We start from the raw sequence: 18,276 nt of genomic DNA, 5'->3' as shown, positions 1-18,276 counted from the left end.
ACTCATTTATAACCGATCAGCTATGAATTGATTCATAACTGATCGGTTATGATTCTATGCCCCAAAACCCCGACCTCCTGTTCCGGACACTGGCCGACCCGACCCGCCGGGGAATTTTTGAGCAATTGTGCCGCCGGGGGGAACAGACCGTGGCGGCGTTGACGGCACATGCCGGCGTTTCCCAACCCGCCGTCTCCAAGCATCTGGCCGCTCTGAAACAGGCCGGCCTGGTGCGTGACCGGCCGGAAGGCCGCCAAACCCATTACAGCGCGCAACCCAAGGCCCTGGCCCCGCTGGCCGACTGGACCCAGCAGATGGCCAGCTTCTGGGACGGCCGCTTCGACGCCCTGGAAGATTTGCTGAAAAGGATGGATCAATGACCGCCCCTGCGACCGCCCCCCAAACACGTTCCGTCGTCATCGAGCGCGAGGTGCCTTATCCGCCGGAGAAAATCTGGCGTGCCCTGACCCAGCCGCACCTGCTGGCGGAATGGCTGATGAAGAACGATTTCCAGGCCGCGGTGGGCCACCGCTTCGACTTCCGGGGCGACTGGGGTTCCGTGGAGTGCATGGTGCTGGAGGTCGAGCCGCACCGGACCCTGTCCTACAGCTGGGTGGCCATGGGGCTGGACAGCGTCGTCACCTGGACACTGACGCCGTCGGCCACGGGCACCCGCCTGCGCATGGAACAGGCCGGTTTCCGTCCGGACCAAGAACAGGCCTATCGCGGCGCCCAGTACGGCTGGACCCAGTTCCTGGCCAAGCTGGAGCAAATCCTGGCCGGTATCCCCGTCTGAAATCCAAGCCCGACAGGAACAAGGGAGGTTTTTCCAATGAACTGGGCCAAAAGCATCCGTCAGCTTCACCGCTGGCTTTCCATCGCCTTCACCGGCGGTGTCATCACCTATATGGCGGTCATGGGCGGGGGCCAGCAACCGGCCGCCTGGGTCGGGTTGCTGGCCCTGGTCCCGCTGATCCTGCTGCTGGCCTCCGGCCTCTACCTGTTCGCGCTGCCCTATGTCGGCCGGGGCCGCGCGGATGTGCAGCGCGTGAGCGGCTAGGCGCCTCACGCGGGCACCGGCGCGACGTTCCGCTGGGGGAAACGATGGCGGCGCATGGCCTCGACGAACAGGGTCAACGTGTCCTCCAGTGTCTCGCCGGTGATGACCCCCTCTTCCTTCAGCGCGGTGGGCAGGTTGGCGGCTGCCAGCACCTGTTCGCCCGTGCCGATGGCGGCGATGGGCTTGCCATGCAGGAAGGCCTCGTTGAGGAAATGGCGGATCAGGCCGCTGGCCTGTAGGGCGCTGGTGTCCGCCCCACCCGGCACCATCACCGCGTCATAAACCACCGACGGGGCGTTGGGCGCGGCGCGCGTGACAGGCACCAGGACGCCGTCGCCGCCCTGCACCGTGCCGGCGGTGGGAGCCACCACCTCCACGATCGCCTCCTCATCCATCAGCGTCTCCTGGATGATGGTCAGCTGTTCGGCGCTGACGCCCTTGTCCACCAGCACCGCCACCTTGCGGCCGCGGATGTCTTCCGCCACCCGGTCCATGCTGAGCGCCGGTGAGCGGCCGACCCTAAGACCGGCGTCAGGAAGATCGGCGTTGGGCCGGCCCGCTGCCGCCGGATGCACCCGGGCCTCCGGCAACGGAATGCCTGTCCGGGCGGCCACGCCCTGCGCCAATTCCAGCGCGATGTTGCTCAGGATCGCATCCATCACCCGCTGGCGCACCACCACGTCGGTGCACTGGTTCAGCTCGAAGGAGAAGGCGGCGACGATGTGGTCCTTCTCCCAACCCGCCATGCTGTTCCAGAACAAGGTGGCCTGGCTGAAATGGTCCCCGAAGCTGTCGCTGCGCACGCGGATCTTCGCGCCGTCCACCTTCTCAGCATAGCTGCGGAAGGCATCGGCGGCCTCGGGTGAATGCATGGGGCAGCCGTGGGCCAGGCCGTTGGGGAAATAGGCCACGCGGCCCCGGTTGATCTGCCGGCGGCCCATGCCGTCGCGCTGGTTGTTGTCCACCCGCTGCAGCGGCCGGTTGATGGGCAGCTCGGCGAAGTTCGGGCCCACGCGGCGCAGCTGGGTATCAAGATAGGAGAACAGGCGCCCCTGCAGCAGCGGATCATTGGTGAAGTCGATGCCGGGCACGACGTGGCCGACGTGAAAGGCCACCTGTTCGGTTTCGGCGAAGAAGTTGCCGGGGTTGGCCGTCAGGGTCATCAGGCCCACCCGGCGCACCGGCACCATCTCTTCCGGGATGATCTTGGTGGGGTCCAGGATGTCGACGCCGTATTTGAACTCGTCCTCCTCCTCGATGACCTGCAGGCCCAGTTCCCATTGCGGGAAATCGCCGCGCTCGATGGCGTCGAACAAGTCGCGGCGGTGGAAGTCGGGATCCTTGCCAGCGGTCTTCTGCGCCTCGTCCCACACCTGGCTGAAAATGCCCTTCAGCGGCTTCCAATGGAACTTGACGAAACGCGCCTTCCCCTCGGCATTCACCAGGCGGAAGGTGTGGACGCCGAATCCTTCCATGGTGGCGTAGCTGCGGGGGATCGCCCGGTCGCTCATCACCCACATCAGCATGTGGGCGGACTCCGGGGTCAGCGACACGAAATCCCAGAAGGTATCATGCGCCGACTGGGCCTGCGGGATCTCGTTATGCGGCTCCGGCTTCACCGCATGGATCAGGTCGGGGAACTTGACGGCGTCCTGGATGAAGAAGACGGGCATGTTGTTGCCCACCAGATCCCAGACGCCTTCCTCCGTATAGAACTTGACGGCGAAGCCGCGCACGTCGCGGACCGTGTCGGCCGACCCGCGCGACCCCGCCACGGTGGAAAAGCGCACGAACACCGGCGTCTCCTTGGCCGGGTCCTGGAAGGGCGCGGCGGTGGTGAGGTCGGTCAGCGGCTCATACACCTGGAAGATGCCGTGGGCGGCGGCACCCCGGGCGTGCACCACCCGCTCCGGGATGCGTTCGTGGTCGAAGTGGGTGATCTTCTCCCGCAGATGGAAATCTTCCATCAGCGTCGGCCCCCGGGGCCCGGCGCGCAACGAATTCTGGTCGTCGCTGACCTTCAGACCCTGGTTGGTGGTCAGCGCCGACCCCGCCTCCTGGCTATCCGAGGCCAGGTCCCGCTGCTTGGCCGTGTCACCGCCGACGAAGGGCACGCTGGGCATCGCGGGCTTGGCCGCCGGCTGGGCCAGCGCATCCGGGATGGGGCTGGGCGTGGGCGGCACCGGGCGCACGGGCGTGTCGTCGTAACGGGTGTCGGACATGGGCTTCCTCTTCGGCAGGCTGGCTTTGGGGGGACGGCTTTGGCGGGAGGGCGTCCACGGCTCCAACCGCCCGGCTCAGCTCAAGTTCCCCGCGTCCCGGCGCTTTTCCGCCCGGCGCAGCACGGTCAGCACCGCGGCCTCCGCCGGGGACAGCCCCGCCGGCCCATCCTGGCGCAGGCGCAACCGGAAACGGCCCGCCAGGTAATCGTCCATGATCACCGGGTGGACATAGCATTGGCGGCAGACGGTGACGGTGTTGCCCAAGCGGGCCGCCACCTGTTTCAACGCGGCGGTGACCATGCGCCGGCCATGGGTGGGGCTGGTGGGCGGCGGGCTGTCGTTCAACGCCAGGGCCATCATGACCGTGCCGGCCCAGGTACGGAAATCCTTGGCCGTCACCCCGTCCTCACGCTTGGCCCCCTTCCCCTCTGCCGCCTCGCGCAGATAGGCGTTCACGTCGGCGGAACTGACTTCCCGCCGGTTACCGTCACCGTCCAGATATTGGAAAAGGGGCTGGCCGGGCAGTTCCTGGCAGGCCTTCACGATCCGGGCCACCCGCCGGTCGGTCACCTTCAGCCGCCAAAGCTTGCCGCTCTTGCCCTTGAAGTCGAAGCGCAGGGACGACTTCTCCACGCTGACGTGGGCGGCGCGCAGGGTGGTCAGGCCGTAGCTCTGGTTGTCGCGGGCGTAATCGGCGTTGCCCACGCGGATCAGCGTCGTGCCCAGCAGGTGAACGATGGTGGCCAGCACCTTGTCGCGGGGCAAGCCGGGCAAGGCCAGATCCCTGGCTACCCGGTCGCGGATTTGCGGCAGGCGGCGGGCGAAATCGATCAGGTGGTGGAACTTGGCCCCTTCCCGCGCCTGGCGGAAAGCGGGGTGGTACATGTACTGCTTGCGCCCTTTGGCGTCGCGGCCGGTAACCTGGAGGTGGCCATGGGCATCGGCGCAGATCCATACATCCGTCCAGGCCGGCGGGATGACCAGGGCCCTGATGCGGGCCCGCAACACGGGGTCGCGCACCGTGGCGCCGTCCGGCAGGCAATAGCGAAAGCCCGATCCGGACTTTCGCCGCCGGATGCCGGGATCGCTGTCGCTGACATAGACCAGGCCCGCCTCATCGCTCATTCGGCGGCCTCAGGCGCCTTCCTGCGGCGCTGGCTGAGATATAGTCCCTGGCCCACGACGGCCGTGGCCAGGATCAGGGCGTTGGTGGTGACGAACACCCAATTGCCCAGCAGCCAGGAATAGGTGACGAAGCCGATGGAGGTGGCGATCTGCCCCGTGAACAGCCAGGGCGACACCCCCTTGGTCGAGCGCTCGCGCCATTGCGTCCAAATCTGGCAGGCCAGGGTCAGGAACAGCAGCAACGCCGCCAGCCAGCCGATGAGGTCCGCGAAGCCGGGCGCGATCATCCGTTGTAGGCCCCCGCGCCGACCTTCACCCCCAGCACGCGGCAGGCTGCGGCGCCCAGATCCTGCTCCAGCTCAAAATAGCGGGCCCAGGGATCAACGCGGCGCATCAGGGCCGGGGCATCGGCGGTGGTGTGGAAGTCCGCCCGTTCCACCTTGGCCAATTCCTCCCAGCTGACCGGGCAGGCGATGGGGGTGCCACCGCCACCGCGCGCGGGCTTGGCCCGGGTCGAGTAGGGGGCGACGGCCGAGGAACCCCGCGTATTGCAGAAATGATCGATGAAAATGCGACCCTGGCGCCGGGCCTTGTTCATAGTGGCGACGTAGGCGTCGGGATTCGCCTCCACCAGTTGTTCCGCCACGGCCTTGGCGAAGGCGGCCACCACCGGCCACTGGCGACGACCACCGGCAGCGCCGGGACCCAGCGGGGCCACGACATGCACGCCCTTGCCGCCCGTCAGCAGGGGGAAGCTGGCAAGGTCCAGCGCCGCCAGCACATCGCGCATGGCCACCGCCGCCGCCTTGACCTTGGCGAAGGGAAGACCGGCGTCGGGGTCCAGGTCGAACACCAGCCGGTCGGGCGATTCAAGCTTGCGCACCGGGCTGCCCCACAGGTGCAGTTCCAGCACGCCCATCTGGGCCGCCGCCCGCAGCCCCGCCGCGTCCGTCAGGTAGAAATAGTCGATCTGCCTGCCGTCCTTCTCCTTCACCGCCTTGCGCCGCCATGGCGAGGGCGTGCCGGCCCCCGCATGGCGTTGGAAGAAGCAGGCCTGTTCCGTCCCTTCTGGACAGCGCAGCAGGCTCAACAGCCGGCCAGCAGCATAGGGCAGCATGCGCGGCGCCACCGTTTCCAGATAGTCGGCCAAGCCCTGCTTGGTCAGGCCGGAGACGGGGTCCAACACCCGTTCCGGATGGGTCAGAGCGACACCGCCCATGGGCGATCCCCCTTCCTTCACCGCTTGCCCCACGGGTTGCCCCACCGCTTGCCCCACATGTTCCGCCCTTTCCAGCACCACGGCCCCGGCTGGCTTGTCGGCGCGCAGGCCCATGAAACGGCCCTGGCGCACCAGCCGGTCGCCGGTAAACCCCGCAAAGGCGATTTCCGCCACCAGCTCAGGCTTCACCCAGCGCGCCTCCCGGGCGATGGCGGGGGGCACGCTGTCCACCGCCACCGTCGGGGCCTTGCGCGCCAGCGCATGCAGCCTCGCCTCCAACCCTGCCTGGGTGTCGGCGTCGAAGCCGCTACCCACCCGGCCGGCATAGCGCAGGGCGCCATCCTCGCGCAGGCCCAGCAGCAGGGAGGCGAAGGCCCGCCCGTGGGTGGAGGGCGACCAGCCGACGATGACAAACTCCTGACGGTTGCCGCACTTCACCTTCAGCCAGTCGTGGCACCGCCCTGGTTGGTATGGCCCGTTGGCCCGCTTCGCGATGATGCCCTCGAATCCCTGTTCGCACAGGGTGGCCAACAGGCCGGCGCCGCCGCCCATCACATGGTCGGTGTAAAAGACCGGGCCGGTTTTGCCCGCCTCCCCCAACAGGGCGGCCAGCCGCGCCTTGCGCGCCACCAGCGGCCGGGGTCCCCAGTCGCGCCCAGCCTCCGCCAGCAGGTCGAAGACGTAGTAGCTGAGGGCAGCCTGGTCGTCCTTCATGGCGCGCTGCAGGGTGCTGAAGTTGCTGAGCCCGCGAGAATCCAGGGCCACGATCTCGCCATCCAGCAACACCGGCGGCAGGTCAAGAGCCACCAGGGCCCGTACGATGGTGGGGAAACGATCGGTCCAATCCAGGCCGGAGCGGGTGTGGATGCGTACCTCCTGGCCTGACACCGCCACCACGGCGCGATAGCCGTCGAACTTGGCCTCGAACAGCCAGTCCGGTCCCTCCGGCGGGCTGTCGACCAAGGTGGCCAGCGCCGGCTCGACGAAAGCGGGGGGCGGAATGTGCGCGCGAGACGGCGGCGTCTTGGCCGGTGCGTCGGACGGCGCCTCGGGCAGATGGTCCAGCACCTCGTCATCGGTGGTGTCGCGGCCCACGGTATCCATCCATCAATGGGTCAGCCGACCGACCAGGGCGCGGGCATCGTCGGGCGCCCGCAGCTTGTCGGTGTTGTCGAAATAGAGGTAGACGTCGCGCGGCGCCGGCTGCGGATCGCGGGGCGGCTCGATATAGTCGTCGCGCCCATAATCGCCGGCGTCCAGCGGCCGTCCCCCGGCCCAGGCGGCCACCCGCCGCGCCCAGCGGTCCAGTTCGTCGGTGCCATAACCGCTACGGTACAGTTCGCTGGAACCGTGCAGGCGGCAGTAGACGAAGTCCGACGTCAAATCCATCAGGCGCGGCCATTCGACCGTGTCGGCGCAGACCAGCGCCACGCCGTGCTGGCGCAGCAGGTCGGTGAAGGCCGGAGCGCGAAAACTCTCGTGGCGGATTTCCACGGCGTGACGCAAACGGCGGTGGGGGCCGGGCCGCATCCAGGCGTGGGCCTTGAGGTTGTCGTCGTGGCGGTGGGCCAGGTCGGCCGCATGTTCGGTGTCGTGGGGCAACAGCGCCAGGAAGTCGCCCAACAGTTGCGCATCGAATTTGAAGCTGGGCGGGAATTGCCACAGCAGGGGGCCCAGCTTATTCCCCAGCCGCAACAGGCCGGAGGCCAGGAAGTTGGCCAGCGGCGCCACGGGATCCTTCAACCGGCGGATATGGGTGATGTAGCGCGGCGCCTTCACCGCGAAGACGAAGCCGTCCGGCGTCTCCTCATTCCACCGGGCGAACACGTCCGGCGTCTGCAGCCCATAAAAGGTGCCGTTGATCTCGATGCTGCGGAAGACGCCGCTGGCATATTCCAGCGCGCGGCGCTGGGGCAGGCCTTCCGGATAAAAGGCCCCACGCCAGGGGGCGTAGGTCCAGCCGGAGATGCCGATGCGGACGTCCGCCTGGGGCGCCATGATGCCGCCGGTCCTTCCTTACCACCACTTGCCCAACCACCAGGCCAGCGCGAAGGCCACGATCACCAAGGCCAGGCTGACCAGCAGGACGGCCAACACCGGCCGGCCCAGGGTGGCCCCCCGCGCCTCCCGCGCGGTCAGGACGACATGGTCTTTCTTGCGTTCCATCTTCGGGCCCTCGCTCGCTCAGGTCACAGCCAAAGCAACCGCCGGATGCCGCGCAGGGTTCCGTGGCGGGCGGGAAAGGGGGCGGTGGCAGGCGCCAGCGGTGCCGCCGTTGTAGACACCATTGATTTCCGCGGGGGCCGCGATATGTCACTGGCTGAGGTCCGGCAAGGAAGAAGGAGCGGGCGTGACGCTACTGAGATCAGTGCTGCGCATGGGCACGGCAGCCTGCCACGCCACCCTGGACAGGCAATTCGCCGCGCTGGATGTCGGCCACCTGCCGGATTACATCCATCTGCTGAAAGCCCAGCACCCAGCGTTGCGCGCCGTTGAATTGAGCCTGGAGGCGGCAGGGGTGGAGCTGATCCTGCCCGACTGGCAACAGCGCCGCCGCCGCCACGCGCTGGAGGCGGATCTGGCGGCGCTGAATGCCAACAACCGCCTATCAGCCGTGCTGGTGGAAGCACCACTCATCCGCAGCCGGGCCCAGGCCCTGGGTCATCTGTATGTGCTGGAAGGGTCACGGCTGGGCGCCGAGGTGCTGTTGCGCCGGGCGCTGGCCTCAGGGGATCCCCTCATTTCCCAGGCCACCCGCTTCCTGGCGCATGGCCGGGGCCGCCCCTTCTGGCGCGGCTTCGTGGCCCTGCTCAACAAGGAAGCCGCCGACAGCACTTTCCGAGCCGAGGCTGTGGCGGCCGCGGTGGCCTCCTTCGGCCTATTCCAAAAGGCGGCCGAACAGGTCTTGGGCCACTATCAGGCTAGCCACGGCCGTGGGCAGGTGTCAGAAAAATGAGCCGCGGCCCCATATTCGCCTTAAATTTCCGGCAAATGGCTGGTTCACGGTTCCTTGGACAAATGGGTCTGCCCCGTGGTCACGTCACATAGCCCAGGAAACACCGATATCGCCCCGGACGTGCCGTCCGTGCCCCACGACCTGCTGGACCAGTGCGCGCGGGAACCCATCCGCATTCCCGGCGGCATCCAGCCTCACGGCGCGGTGGCGGTGTTGCGGCCAGAGGATCTGGTTGTGATCCAGGCCAGCGCGAACCTGGGCGCCATCCTGGACCGCCCTGTCGCCTTCGACGGCAGCCAGACGCTGGGTGACCTGGTGGGCCCGCGCACCGCGTTGGAGAATGACGTCCGCCTCTGGGCCGGCGGCACGGATACCGCCTTTCTGGAGCAGTACCAGATCGACGGACGTACCTTCCATGTCAGCGGCCAGCGCACTTCCCAAGGCCTGATCCTGGAATTCGAGTCATTCGACGAGGCCGAGCGCGGGCGCAGCGCCAGCCTCTACCAGCTGCTGCGCGACTTCCTGGACAATTCCGATGGGCTGAAGACCGTGGCGGATCTCAGCGCCGGCGTTGCGGCAGAGGTGCAGACCCTGACCGGCTTCAACCGCGTCCTGATCTATCGCTTTGATGAGGACTGGAACGGCACCGTCATCGCAGAAAAGGGGGACGGCACCCTGCCCTCCTACCTCGATCTGCGCTTCCCCGCCTCCGACATCCCGGCCCAGGCGCGGGAATTGTATCGCACGAACCGCCTGCGCCTGATCCCGACCGCCACGTACACGCCCGCGCCGCTGATACCCGCCCTGTGTCCCACCGACGGGGCGCCGCTGGACATGAGTTTCGTGGCGTTGCGCAGCGTCTCGCCCGTGCACCTGGAATATATGCGCAACATGGGCACCGCGGCCTCGCTGTCCATCTCCATCGTCATCGACGGGCAGTTGTGGGGCCTGATCTCGTGCCATCATGCCCAGCCGCGCTACGTCGGCCCCCAGATCCGCGCCGCCTGTGACTTCCTGGGCCGCATCGTGGCGCAGCAGATCGCCGCCCGCGAGCGCGCGGCCGAGATCGACGAACGGCTGCAGCTGAAAAACATAGAGACGGAACTGGTGGCCCATCTGGCGCGGGCGCCCGGCTTCCAGGCGGGCTTGGTCGACTGCGCCAGCCAGTGGCTGGCCCTCACCAACAGCGCCGGGGCGGCCGTCGTCACCAACGGTATCGTCCTGGCCGCCGGCAAGGCGCCGCCCATCGACAGCATCCTGGCCCTGGTCGAATGGCTGCGGACCCGCAACGTCGACCAAATCTACGCCACCCGCTCCCTGAGCGCAGACTGGCCGCCGGGCAAGAACATCGCCGGTGTCGCCAGCGGCGTCATCGCCGTTCCCATCTCGCGCCTCCATGCCAGCTTCATCCTATGGTTCCGGCCGGAAGTGGTGCAGACCGTACGCTGGGGTGGCGATCCCCGCGCGGCCAAGGCCACGGACACCGCGGGCCGCCTGCACCCGCGCCTGTCGTTCGAAGCCTGGAAGCAGGAGGTGCGCGAGCGTGCCCAGCCCTGGCGGTCGGCCGAACTGCTGAGCGCCGCCGACTTCCGCGGCGCCATCATCAACTTCGTCCTGCAACGAGCGGAGGAACGCGCCCAGCTGACGGAGGAACTGCAGCGCTCGAACAAAGAGCTGGAGGCCTTCTCCTACTCCATCTCCCATGACCTGCGGGCGCCTTTCCGCCACATCGCGGGCTATGCCGAACTGCTGGGCGAGGAGGAGCCTGATCTGAAAGCCCTGTCGCGCCACTACTTGGACGGCATCATCGCCGCGGCCCTGTCGGCCGGTGAGCTGGTGGATGACCTACTGCACTTCTCGCAACTGGGCCGCACCAATCTGAAGATGTCCCGCATCGACATGACCAAGGTGATGGCGGAAATCCGTCGGAGCCTGGCCATCACCGAAGGACAGCGACCGGTGGAATGGGAAATCGGCGTCCTGCCCCCCGCCTGGGGCGACACCACCCTGGTGCGCCAGGCCCTGTTCAACCTGGTGGACAACGCCTTGAAATACAGCCGGGACGCCACCCCGCCCCGCATCAAGGTCTGGGGCCAGGACCGGCCCGACGAGGTGCTGTACTGCGTGGAGGACAACGGCGTCGGCTTCGACATGAACTATGCCGGCAAGCTGTTCCAGGTGTTCCAGCGCCTGCACCGGCAAGAGGATTTCGAGGGCACGGGCATCGGCCTGGCATTGACGAAACGCATCATCGACCGGCACGGCGGCACGCTGGAAGCCAAAGGTGCCGTCGGCCAGGGCGCCGCCTTCAGCTTCACCCTACCTAAGCGACAGACAGGAGGAAACCGTGGCCACGCTTAGACCCATCCTTCTCGTCGAGGACAATCCCGCCGACGTGGAACTGACCCTGGCAGCCCTGAGGAAAACCCAGCTGGCCAACGAAATCGTGGTCGTCCGCGACGGTGTGGAAGCGCTGGAGTACATTTTCAGCGAGGGCCAATTCGCGAACCGTGAGCCGGGCGCCCCAGCCGTCGTGCTGCTGGACCTGAAGCTGCCCAAGGTGGATGGGCTGGAAGTGCTGGAAAAGGTGAAATCCCACCCCCGGCATCGCGCCACCCCCATCGTCATGCTGACGTCCTCCCGCGAGGAGAGCGACGTGGTGCGCAGCTATCACTACGGGGTCAACTCCTTCGTGGTGAAGCCGGTGGACTTCAAGGCCTTTTTCGAGGCCATCCGCGACCTAGGTATCTTTTGGGCGGTGCTGAACGAGCCCGTGCCTGGAGATTTTTAGTGTCGCCACCCGCGGAAAAGCCTGTCGCCCTGCTGTTGGTGGAGGACAGCGACATCGATGCGGAACTGATCGCCCACCAGTTCCGCAAGATCGATCAGCCCTTGATCCTGACGCGCGTGGCCGTGCGGGCGGAATATGAGGCCGCGCTGGCCGGGGGCGATTTCGACATCATCCTGTCCGATTATTCCCTGCCCGGCTTCAACGGCCTGGCAGCGCTGGAACTGGCCCGCGCCCGCGACCCGGCCGTGCCCTTCATCTTCATCTCCGGCGTCATTGGTGAGGAGTTCGCGACCGAAGCGCTGCGCGCCGGCGCCACCGACTATGTGACCAAGCGCAACCTGGCCCGCATTCCCATGGTGGTGACCCGCGCCCTGCGCGAAGCGGAAGACCGCCGCCAGGCGCGGCGATCGGCCCAGGCGCTGCGGGAAAGCGAGCAGCGCTTCCGGTCCATGGCGGACAACACGCCGGCCCTGATCTGGTCGTCCGACGCCGAAGGCCGCATCATCTTCGCCAACCGCCGCTTTGAAACGGAATTCGGGATTCCGCCGGCGCGCATGGAAGCGGAGGGTTGGGCCGCCCTAATCCATGAAGACGACTGGCCCACGCTGAGCGCCGTACGCCGGGCGCTGTTCGTCGGGCGCACCCCCTTCCTGGACGACATGCGCGTGCGCAAGGCGACGGGCGAGGTGCGCTGGCTGCGGTGTGAAAGCAGCCCACGTTTCGACGACGCCGGCACCTTCCTGGGCTTTCTGGGCTGCGCCATCGACATCACCGAGACCAAGCTGGCCCGCGACGCGCTGGAGGCGGAGGTGGTGGCGCGCACGGAGGAGCTGCGCGTCAAGGAAGAGGCGTTGCGCCAATCACACAAGATGGAGGCCATCGGCCAGCTGACCGGTGGCATCGCCCATGATTTCAACAACATGCTGGCCGGTATCGTCGGTGCCGCCGACCTGATCCAGACGCGGGTGCGCGACGCCCGTTTCGACAGCATCGGCCGCTATGTCGACAACATACTGTCCTCCGCGCACCGGGCGGCCGGCCTGACCCACCGCTTGCTGGCCTTTGCCCGGCGCCAGACGCTGGATCTGAAGCCCGCCGACATCAACCAGCTGGTGAGCTCGCTGGACGACCTGTTGCGCCGGACCCTGGGCCAGGGCATCGACCTGCAGATCTCCCTGGCACCCGAGGTGTGGCCGGCCATCACGGACGCCAACCAGTTCGAGAGCGCCATCCTGAACCTGGCTATCAACGCCCGCGACGCCATGACGGCGGGCGGGCGACTCACCATCCAGACCAGCAACGTCACCATCGGCGACGGGGACGAGCGTGCGTCCGCCGACCTGCAGCCCGGCGACTATGTCCTGACCTGCGTCACCGACACCGGCACCGGCATGCCACCGGAGGTGCTGGAGAAGGCGTTCGACCCCTTCTTCACCACCAAGCCCATCGGCCACGGCACGGGCCTGGGCCTCTCCATGATCTATGGTTTCGCCCGCCAGGTCGGGGGGCATGTCACGCTGGCGTCCACCCCGGGCAAGGGAACCACCATCTGCCTGTACATGCCCCGCGACCGTAGCGCTTCAGCCACGGCGGAGGCGCCCAAGCCCACCCCGCATGAGACCCCGCCCAAGGGACGGGGCACCGTGCTGGTGGTGGAAGACGAGCTGGTGGTGCGCATGGTGGTGGTCGACATCCTGGAGGAGCATGGCTATGGCGTCATCGAGGCCGAAACGGCGGCCGACGCCCTGCCCCACCTGGAAGGGAGCGGCGCCATCGATCTGCTGCTGACCGACGTCGGCCTGCCCGGCATGAACGGACGCGCGCTGGCGCACGAAGCCCGCCGCCTGAGGCCCGGCCTCAAGATCCTGTTCGCCACCGGCTATGCCGAGGGCGCCAGCCAGCGCTCGGCCTTCGTCGGCGAGGGCATGGACTATATCGCCAAGCCCTTCGATCTGGACGAGCTGGGGCGGAAGATCCGGGCGCTGACGGAGGCGTGATCTATCGGTCGGACTTCCCACGTCACCTGTGCTTCGGCCACATTCCCAACGCCGGTATCGCTGAGGTGAACCCCGGTTCAGAGATCGTGACGCTTTATTACTATATTCCGACTGGTTAGCTGTCTGGTGGCTGGCAAGTCATCACCGGGGGCCAATGTTATGTGAGTGTGCCCTTCCCGGGGCCCCTTTTTGCTTCCGGACTTTCGATCGAGGGTGGCCGCCAGTGGATACGTCAGCAAGGAGCGCCCCATGAAACCATCACGCGCCGTCGCCATCACCGCTCTTATCATGATTGCGGCGCCCGCGTTGGGCGCTCAGGCCCTGGAGACACCCCTGGCCAAGTCCGCCGAAGCTACCCGCCAGGACGGCGGCGCCACACCTATCGGAGAAGCCGCGGCCATGATGAGCAGGCGCCTGCCCTACACCTATCTGGCGGATTACGGCGTGGTGTGCGATGGCGCCAAGGACAACGCCGCCGCCATCGCCGCGGCCATCGCCGCTCGGCCGGGAACAGCGATGATCTGGCCGGCCGGCCATTGCCGGTGGAGCGGAACGATCAAGCTCAAGGGCACCGGCACACAATGGATCGGCCAAGGCCGAATGATCACCTTCCTGGAACCCACGTCGGAAACGGGGGACGAGGTTTTTGTCGGTGATGACGCCAAGCCCGGATCGGTGGTCAGCACGTACACCTACGTCTTCCGGGATTTCACCATTTTTCCCGCGGTAACCAAGACCAGCGGCTACACCTTCCACTTAAAGAACGCCATGGATGTATTCTTCCTGAACGTGGATACCAACAACGACCTGCTGGCCGCTTATGGTGGCGGCAATCGGCACTACAGCGGCATCTTCGCCGACTACTCTGGCGGCCTGCATCTGGAGAACGTCCAGGTACGTGCGCAACAGGATGGCCTGCGGCTGGCCCATAGCGTCGATACGCTGATCCACCTGACCAATCTGCGATTCAACCACATAGCCTTGCATTTCACGGGTGGAGCTGAGGGCTTCACCTGTTCCCAGTCCACCATGTCGGAAAGCTTCCACGACTTCTACGTGGACAACAGCGACGACCCAAACACCCCCAACAAAGGAGCCACGTTCGGAGAAGGCTGCTTCTTCGACACCAGCAAGTCCGACAACATCGTCATCAACACGCCGTTGGGGGGCCTGACCCAGTGGCAATGGGTGGGATCAAGCATCGCCACCCAAGGCGGCAACGGCGTGCATGTCGTCTCCGCCCCCAACAGTTCAGCATTGGTCTTCACCAACACCTTCATCGGCAGCACCTCATCCGGCACCCATTCCGGCATTCGCACAGAGGATCCCAGCACACAGATTATCCTAAATGGGCATTCGACCCTCACCGCCAACACCGCCTACGGCATAGAACAGGCTTATCCCCGTATCTTGCCGAACCCCGTCATCATCTCTAATGACGTGTTGTGGGCCATAGGGCCGGGCCACGGCAACCAGATCGCAAACACCAACTTCCCCTACAACAAGGTGATGACCCTGGTGGGAAAAAGCGTGGACGGCGGTACGGTGACCCTGACCACGGACGGCTCCGGCGCCGCGAAGCCGACCAACATGATTTGGCTGCCGGACAACGCCGCCTTGTCCTATGACGTCCAAATGAACTGCCGATCGGCAACGACGCCCGATTATGCCTATTGGCGTTTCGGCGGCTACGCCACCCGGGCCGACGGTCCGTCGACCTTCGCCATTCGCTACACGACGAAAAAAGAGGCGGACAGCGGACCGGCCGGACAATTGTCCGCCAGCGACGCCGGAAAAAAGTGGCGTCTGGGCATCGGCAACGACACCAAGAATGGGGGTATCGCCTTCAGCTTCGCAGGCTCCCGGAACCTAACCGTCTCTTGCATGGCTTTGGTCACGACAATAGAGAATTAGGGTTCTTACTTAAATCCAGTCATCAGAAAGACTCTAAGCTTTTGGCTTGTCGTGTGATCGGTTCAGGTGGCATCACCTGAACCGATCACACGCAATTATCATCACGTAAGAAATGAGCAGTAGATAAGGTGACGAGTGCGGAAATTGCAGACCCGTTCCGAAGCAGCGACTTGCCTTCTCGATCGATCTGCCTTCTCTTTGCTAAGTCTTACCCAGCATAACTTCAATTGAGGCCCGGATGTTCACCCTGTACCGGCTGGAGAATGGCACCCTGACGCGGCGCGACCCCGCCGCCGATTGCCTGGCCGACGACCTGTGGATCGACATGATCGCCCCCACCAAGGAGGAGGAAGCGGCGGTCGAAGCGGCGCTGGGGGTGGAGATCCCCACCCGGGAAGAGATGCGGGAGATCGAGACCAGCGCCCAGGTGTACAAATCCGGCGACGCCCTGGTCATGACCGTGCGGGTGCTGACCCGCCAAGCGCCCCTGGGCCCGGCCCTGGCCGACGCTACCTTCATCCTGACGCCCCAGCATCTGGTGACGGTGCGGTATCTGGACAGCACGCCCTTCCGCACCTTCTCCACCCGGGTGGACCAGGGCAACGACGTACCCACCGACCCAGAAGCCATCCTGCTGGGTATCCTGACCGCCATCGTCGGTCGGGTCGCCGATGTGCTGGAGGAAGTGAAGGACGGGCTGGACACCCTGTCCCGCTCCGTCTTCAGCCAGGGCGGGGAACAATCACCCAGCATCGTCGACGCCGACCTGCAGAACGCGCTGAAGCGCATCGGCCGCAGCGGCGACCTGGCATCCCGCGTGCGGGAGAGTCTGCACAGTCTGGCCCGCACCGTGTCCTTCCTTAAGGCGGCGGAGAAGGCCACGCCCATCGCCCCGGAAATCAAGCTGATCCTGAACACGCTGAACGGCGACATCCAGTCCTTGCTGGACTACAACCTCTACCTGGCGCAGACGACGCAATTCCTGCTGGATTCTACCCTGGGCCTGATCAACATCCAGCAGAACGCCATCATCAAGATCTTCAGCGTGGCGGCCGTCATCTTCCTGCCGCCAACGCTGATCGCCTCCATCTACGGCATGAACTTCAAGCACATGCCGGAACTGAACCTGGTGTTCGGCTACCCCGGCGCGCTGTGCTTGATGGTTGTCTCCGCCATCCTGCCCTACTGGTATTTCCGCCGCCGGGGCTGGCTGTGAGAATCAGCCGGCCTTAATGGGCGTTTCCGGCACAGGTGTGGGCACCGGCCGCCCTTCGGCCCAGGCGACCAGATTGTCCACCACCAGTTGGCCCATCGCCTGACGGGTATGGGTGGTGGCGGATCCGACGTGGGGCAGCAGAACCACATTGTCCAGGTCCAGCAGGGCCTGGGGCACGGCCGGTTCCTGGGCGAACACGTCCAGGCCGGCGCCCAGGATGGTGCCATCCCGCAGGGCGGCGACCAGCGCCTGCTCGTCCACCACCGTGCCCCGGGCGATGTTGACGAGGATGCCATCGGGGCCCAGGGCTTTCAGCACCGCCGCGTCCACCAGGTTGCGCGTCTCCGAGCCGCCCGGGGTCACCACCACCAGGACGTCCACAGCCCGGGCGAGATCGACAGGCGTCGCATGGTAGGGCAGGTCGACATCCGCCTGCCGGTGACGGCCGTGATAGTGCACCGGCACGCCGCAAGCGGCAAAACGCCGGGCAATGGCCTTGCCGATGCGGCCCAGGCCCAGGACGCCGGCCGTGCGGCCGCGCAGAGAAGGTGTTAAGGGGAAGGGCTTTTCCAGCCAGTGGCCGGCACGCAGATAACGTTCGGCCTGGGGCAGGCGCCGAACCGCCATCAACGTCAGAGCCAATGCAGTATCCGCCACCTCCTCCGTCAGCACATCGGGCGTGTTGGTGACCGTGATGCCGTGGGTTCCGGCCCATTGGGCGTCGATGCTGTCGTAACCCACGCCGAAGCCGGAGACACATTCCAGCCTGGGAAGCCGTCTCATCAGGTCGGCGGTGATGGCCGCCCCGCCAGCGGCGGCGATGGCGCGGACGCTGGGGGCGACCTCCGCCAGGAGGGCATCGGCATCCGCCGCCAGCCAGAGCTTGTGCACATGGAAGGCCTGGTCCAGCCGCTCCATGATGAAGGGCATCATGGGGGCGGGCATGAGCAGGTCGATATCGAAGCGAGGTGCCATTCTGCCAAGGTCCTCTTGCCGTTCCGGGGACGGGCCCCCAATTTGCTGGGGTGGGTTGCGGCCAGCATAAGCCGCCTCTCGGGCGCTTGTCTGCCGTTGCCTGCCACCGCAGACCAGCCAAGAACCGCCGACAGGCATGGCCGTGTGATGGCGGAGGGGTGTAGGGTGATGCGGGCGGAGCCGGTGACGGTCGACCCAGCAGCCTGTGACGCCGCTCTTTGCCATTGGCGCGGACATGGGTTATGATTTGAGAATGATTTGCATCTACGGCGCTTAGCCTCCCCGGCGTTGGGGTGGAAGTGGCCGGGGGACTAATGATGTCGTTGATGGATGCCATTGCCGGAACGATGGACCACACGCCGGAATTCGGCCCCGGCGAGCATTTGCTGGTTTGGGCCTTGCGCCGCATGGTCAAGGGTAAGGACTACGGCCCCCTGGTGGGACAGGAGTTCGCCGACACCTGTGGCGAGGACGGGCGCGAGGTGCTGGCCACCCTGCACACTTTCCTGCTGGCCCTGATTCACACCTGCCGTCGGGAATTGTCCATTGGCCATCCCGGCTGCCCCAGCCTGACGGCAGATGAACGGCAAGTGTTGCAGCTGGTCGCGGCCGCCCAGAATGGCAAGGAGGCGCAGTTCGACGCTCAGCTCCGTTGGCTGGCCACGGATGATGACCGCCCCGCCCTGGCAATGACGGCGCGGGCCTTGGCCTTCGCCTTAGGGCACAACCACCTGACCCTGACGCCGCCAGCCTCGCAATTGCCGACCACCTGCGAGCGGGAAGCCTTGAGCGCCTGAGTCC

17 protein-coding genes are annotated in these 18,276 nt (G+C 66.2%); 10 read left to right on the top strand and 7 right to left on the bottom strand.

Annotated features, from left to right (window positions below):
* Window positions 1-56 precede the first annotated feature (56 nt).
* From Y958_RS29490 to Y958_RS29480, 3 genes are read left to right on the top strand one after another with little or no spacing between them, the layout of a single operon-like run.
* Window positions 57-380 (top strand): ArsR/SmtB family transcription factor, encoded by a 324-nt coding sequence (locus Y958_RS29490; protein ID WP_088875490.1) that lies wholly within the window; start codon window positions 57-59, stop codon window positions 378-380.
* Window positions 377-796 (top strand): SRPBCC family protein, encoded by a 420-nt coding sequence (locus Y958_RS29485; protein ID WP_088875489.1) that lies wholly within the window; start codon window positions 377-379, stop codon window positions 794-796. Before Y958_RS29490 ends, Y958_RS29485 begins: the two co-directional genes overlap by 4 nt.
* A 36-nt stretch (window positions 797-832) precedes the next feature.
* Window positions 833-1,060, top strand: a complete 228-nt coding sequence (locus tag Y958_RS29480) for a hypothetical protein (protein WP_088875488.1) — start codon at window positions 833-835, stop codon at window positions 1,058-1,060.
* Between the two features lie 5 nt (window positions 1,061-1,065).
* On the opposite strand, the gene Y958_RS29475 is transcribed toward Y958_RS29480, so the two are convergent.
* The 6 genes from Y958_RS29475 to Y958_RS32090 all read right to left on the bottom strand — a co-directional run bounded on the left by Y958_RS29475 (window position 1,066) and on the right by Y958_RS32090 (window position 7,792).
* Window positions 1,066-3,282 (bottom strand): catalase, encoded by a 2,217-nt coding sequence (locus Y958_RS29475; protein ID WP_244909750.1) that lies wholly within the window; start codon window positions 3,280-3,282, stop codon window positions 1,066-1,068.
* Window positions 3,283-3,357: 75 nt separating this feature from the next.
* Complete coding sequence (locus Y958_RS29470; RefSeq protein WP_088875487.1) at window positions 3,358-4,407, bottom strand: DNA topoisomerase IB; 1,050 nt, start codon at window positions 4,405-4,407, stop codon at window positions 3,358-3,360.
* Window positions 4,404-4,694, bottom strand: a complete 291-nt coding sequence (locus Y958_RS29465; protein ID WP_088875486.1) for a PQ-loop domain-containing transporter — start codon at window positions 4,692-4,694, stop codon at window positions 4,404-4,406. Before Y958_RS29465 ends, Y958_RS29470 begins: the two co-directional genes overlap by 4 nt.
* Entirely contained in the window at window positions 4,691-6,721 is a 2,031-nt protein-coding gene (ligD, locus tag Y958_RS29460; protein WP_439650917.1) for a DNA ligase D, read from the bottom strand. Before ligD ends, Y958_RS29465 begins: the two co-directional genes overlap by 4 nt.
* Before the next feature lie 12 nt (window positions 6,722-6,733).
* Window positions 6,734-7,624, bottom strand: a complete 891-nt coding sequence (locus Y958_RS29455) for a DUF72 domain-containing protein (RefSeq protein WP_088875484.1) — start codon at window positions 7,622-7,624, stop codon at window positions 6,734-6,736.
* A gap of 18 nt (window positions 7,625-7,642) precedes the next feature.
* Window positions 7,643-7,792: a hypothetical protein gene (locus Y958_RS32090; RefSeq protein WP_157999499.1), complete on the bottom strand. Its 150-nt coding sequence runs from the start codon at window positions 7,790-7,792 to the stop codon at window positions 7,643-7,645.
* Between the two features lie 184 nt (window positions 7,793-7,976).
* Here Y958_RS32090 and Y958_RS29450 point away from each other — a divergent pair, with 184 nt between their 5' ends.
* From Y958_RS29450 to Y958_RS29425, 6 genes are all read left to right on the top strand, one after another.
* Window positions 7,977-8,582, top strand: a complete 606-nt coding sequence (locus Y958_RS29450; RefSeq protein WP_145727964.1) for a biliverdin-producing heme oxygenase — start codon at window positions 7,977-7,979, stop codon at window positions 8,580-8,582.
* A 75-nt stretch (window positions 8,583-8,657) separates the two neighbouring features.
* Window positions 8,658-10,943 carry an ATP-binding protein gene (locus tag Y958_RS29445; RefSeq protein ID WP_244909749.1) on the top strand — a complete coding sequence of 762 codons (2,286 nt, stop codon included), beginning with the start codon at window positions 8,658-8,660 and terminating at the stop codon, window positions 10,941-10,943.
* Window positions 10,930-11,373, top strand: a complete 444-nt coding sequence (locus tag Y958_RS29440) for a response regulator (protein ID WP_004273032.1) — start codon at window positions 10,930-10,932, stop codon at window positions 11,371-11,373. The genes Y958_RS29445 and Y958_RS29440 overlap by 14 nt, the downstream gene beginning before the upstream one ends.
* The gene (locus tag Y958_RS29435; protein WP_186291666.1) at window positions 11,373-13,370 is read left to right on the top strand and encodes a response regulator; all 1,998 of its coding nucleotides are present in this window, start codon (window positions 11,373-11,375) and stop codon (window positions 13,368-13,370) included. The genes Y958_RS29440 and Y958_RS29435 overlap by 1 nt, the downstream gene beginning before the upstream one ends.
* Before the next feature lie 249 nt (window positions 13,371-13,619).
* Window positions 13,620-15,284: a glycosyl hydrolase family 28-related protein gene (locus Y958_RS29430; RefSeq protein ID WP_088875480.1), complete on the top strand. Its 1,665-nt coding sequence runs from the start codon at window positions 13,620-13,622 to the stop codon at window positions 15,282-15,284.
* Window positions 15,285-15,522: 238 nt separating this feature from the next.
* Entirely contained in the window at window positions 15,523-16,500 is a 978-nt protein-coding gene (locus Y958_RS29425; protein ID WP_088875479.1) for a magnesium transporter CorA family protein, read from the top strand.
* 3 nt (window positions 16,501-16,503) lie between these two features.
* On the opposite strand, the gene Y958_RS29420 is transcribed toward Y958_RS29425, so the two are convergent.
* Window positions 16,504-17,475, bottom strand: a complete 972-nt coding sequence (locus Y958_RS29420) for a 2-hydroxyacid dehydrogenase (RefSeq protein WP_211098836.1) — start codon at window positions 17,473-17,475, stop codon at window positions 16,504-16,506.
* Window positions 17,476-17,801: 326 nt separating this feature from the next.
* Here Y958_RS29420 and Y958_RS29415 point away from each other — a divergent pair, with 326 nt between their 5' ends.
* Window positions 17,802-18,272 carry a hypothetical protein gene (locus Y958_RS29415; RefSeq protein WP_088875478.1) on the top strand — a complete coding sequence of 157 codons (471 nt, stop codon included), beginning with the start codon at window positions 17,802-17,804 and terminating at the stop codon, window positions 18,270-18,272.
* The last annotated feature ends 4 nt before the right edge of the window (window positions 18,273-18,276 follow it).

Origin of the sequence: Nitrospirillum viridazoti CBAmc, from assembly GCF_000730165.1 — a bacterium.
GTDB classification, from domain to species: Bacteria; Pseudomonadota; Alphaproteobacteria; order Azospirillales; family Azospirillaceae; genus Nitrospirillum; species Nitrospirillum viridazoti.
This window is presented reverse-complemented; position numbering and strand designations above follow the sequence as displayed.

What these genes read in the sequence shown, in the direction of transcription:
- Y958_RS29490 (WP_088875490.1), top strand. Translation starts at nt 57, where the DNA reads ATGCCCCAAAACCCCGACCTCCTGTTCCGGACACTGGCCGACCCGACC.
- Y958_RS29485 (WP_088875489.1), top strand. Translation starts at nt 377, where the DNA reads ATGACCGCCCCTGCGACCGCCCCCCAAACACGTTCCGTCGTCATCGAG.
- Y958_RS29480 (WP_088875488.1), top strand. Translation starts at nt 833, where the DNA reads ATGAACTGGGCCAAAAGCATCCGTCAGCTTCACCGCTGGCTTTCCATC.
- Y958_RS29475 (WP_244909750.1), bottom strand. Translation starts at nt 3,282, where the DNA reads ATGTCCGACACCCGTTACGACGACACGCCCGTGCGCCCGGTGCCGCCC.
- Y958_RS29470 (WP_088875487.1), bottom strand. Translation starts at nt 4,407, where the DNA reads ATGAGCGATGAGGCGGGCCTGGTCTATGTCAGCGACAGCGATCCCGGC.
- Y958_RS29465 (WP_088875486.1), bottom strand. Translation starts at nt 4,694, where the DNA reads ATGATCGCGCCCGGCTTCGCGGACCTCATCGGCTGGCTGGCGGCGTTG.
- Y958_RS29455 (WP_088875484.1), bottom strand. Translation starts at nt 7,624, where the DNA reads ATGGCGCCCCAGGCGGACGTCCGCATCGGCATCTCCGGCTGGACCTAC.
- Y958_RS32090 (WP_157999499.1), bottom strand. Translation starts at nt 7,792, where the DNA reads ATGGAACGCAAGAAAGACCATGTCGTCCTGACCGCGCGGGAGGCGCGG.
- Y958_RS29430 (WP_088875480.1), top strand. Translation starts at nt 13,620, where the DNA reads ATGAAACCATCACGCGCCGTCGCCATCACCGCTCTTATCATGATTGCG.
- Y958_RS29425 (WP_088875479.1), top strand. Translation starts at nt 15,523, where the DNA reads ATGTTCACCCTGTACCGGCTGGAGAATGGCACCCTGACGCGGCGCGAC.
- Y958_RS29420 (WP_211098836.1), bottom strand. Translation starts at nt 17,475, where the DNA reads ATGGCACCTCGCTTCGATATCGACCTGCTCATGCCCGCCCCCATGATG.
- Y958_RS29415 (WP_088875478.1), top strand. Translation starts at nt 17,802, where the DNA reads ATGGATGCCATTGCCGGAACGATGGACCACACGCCGGAATTCGGCCCC.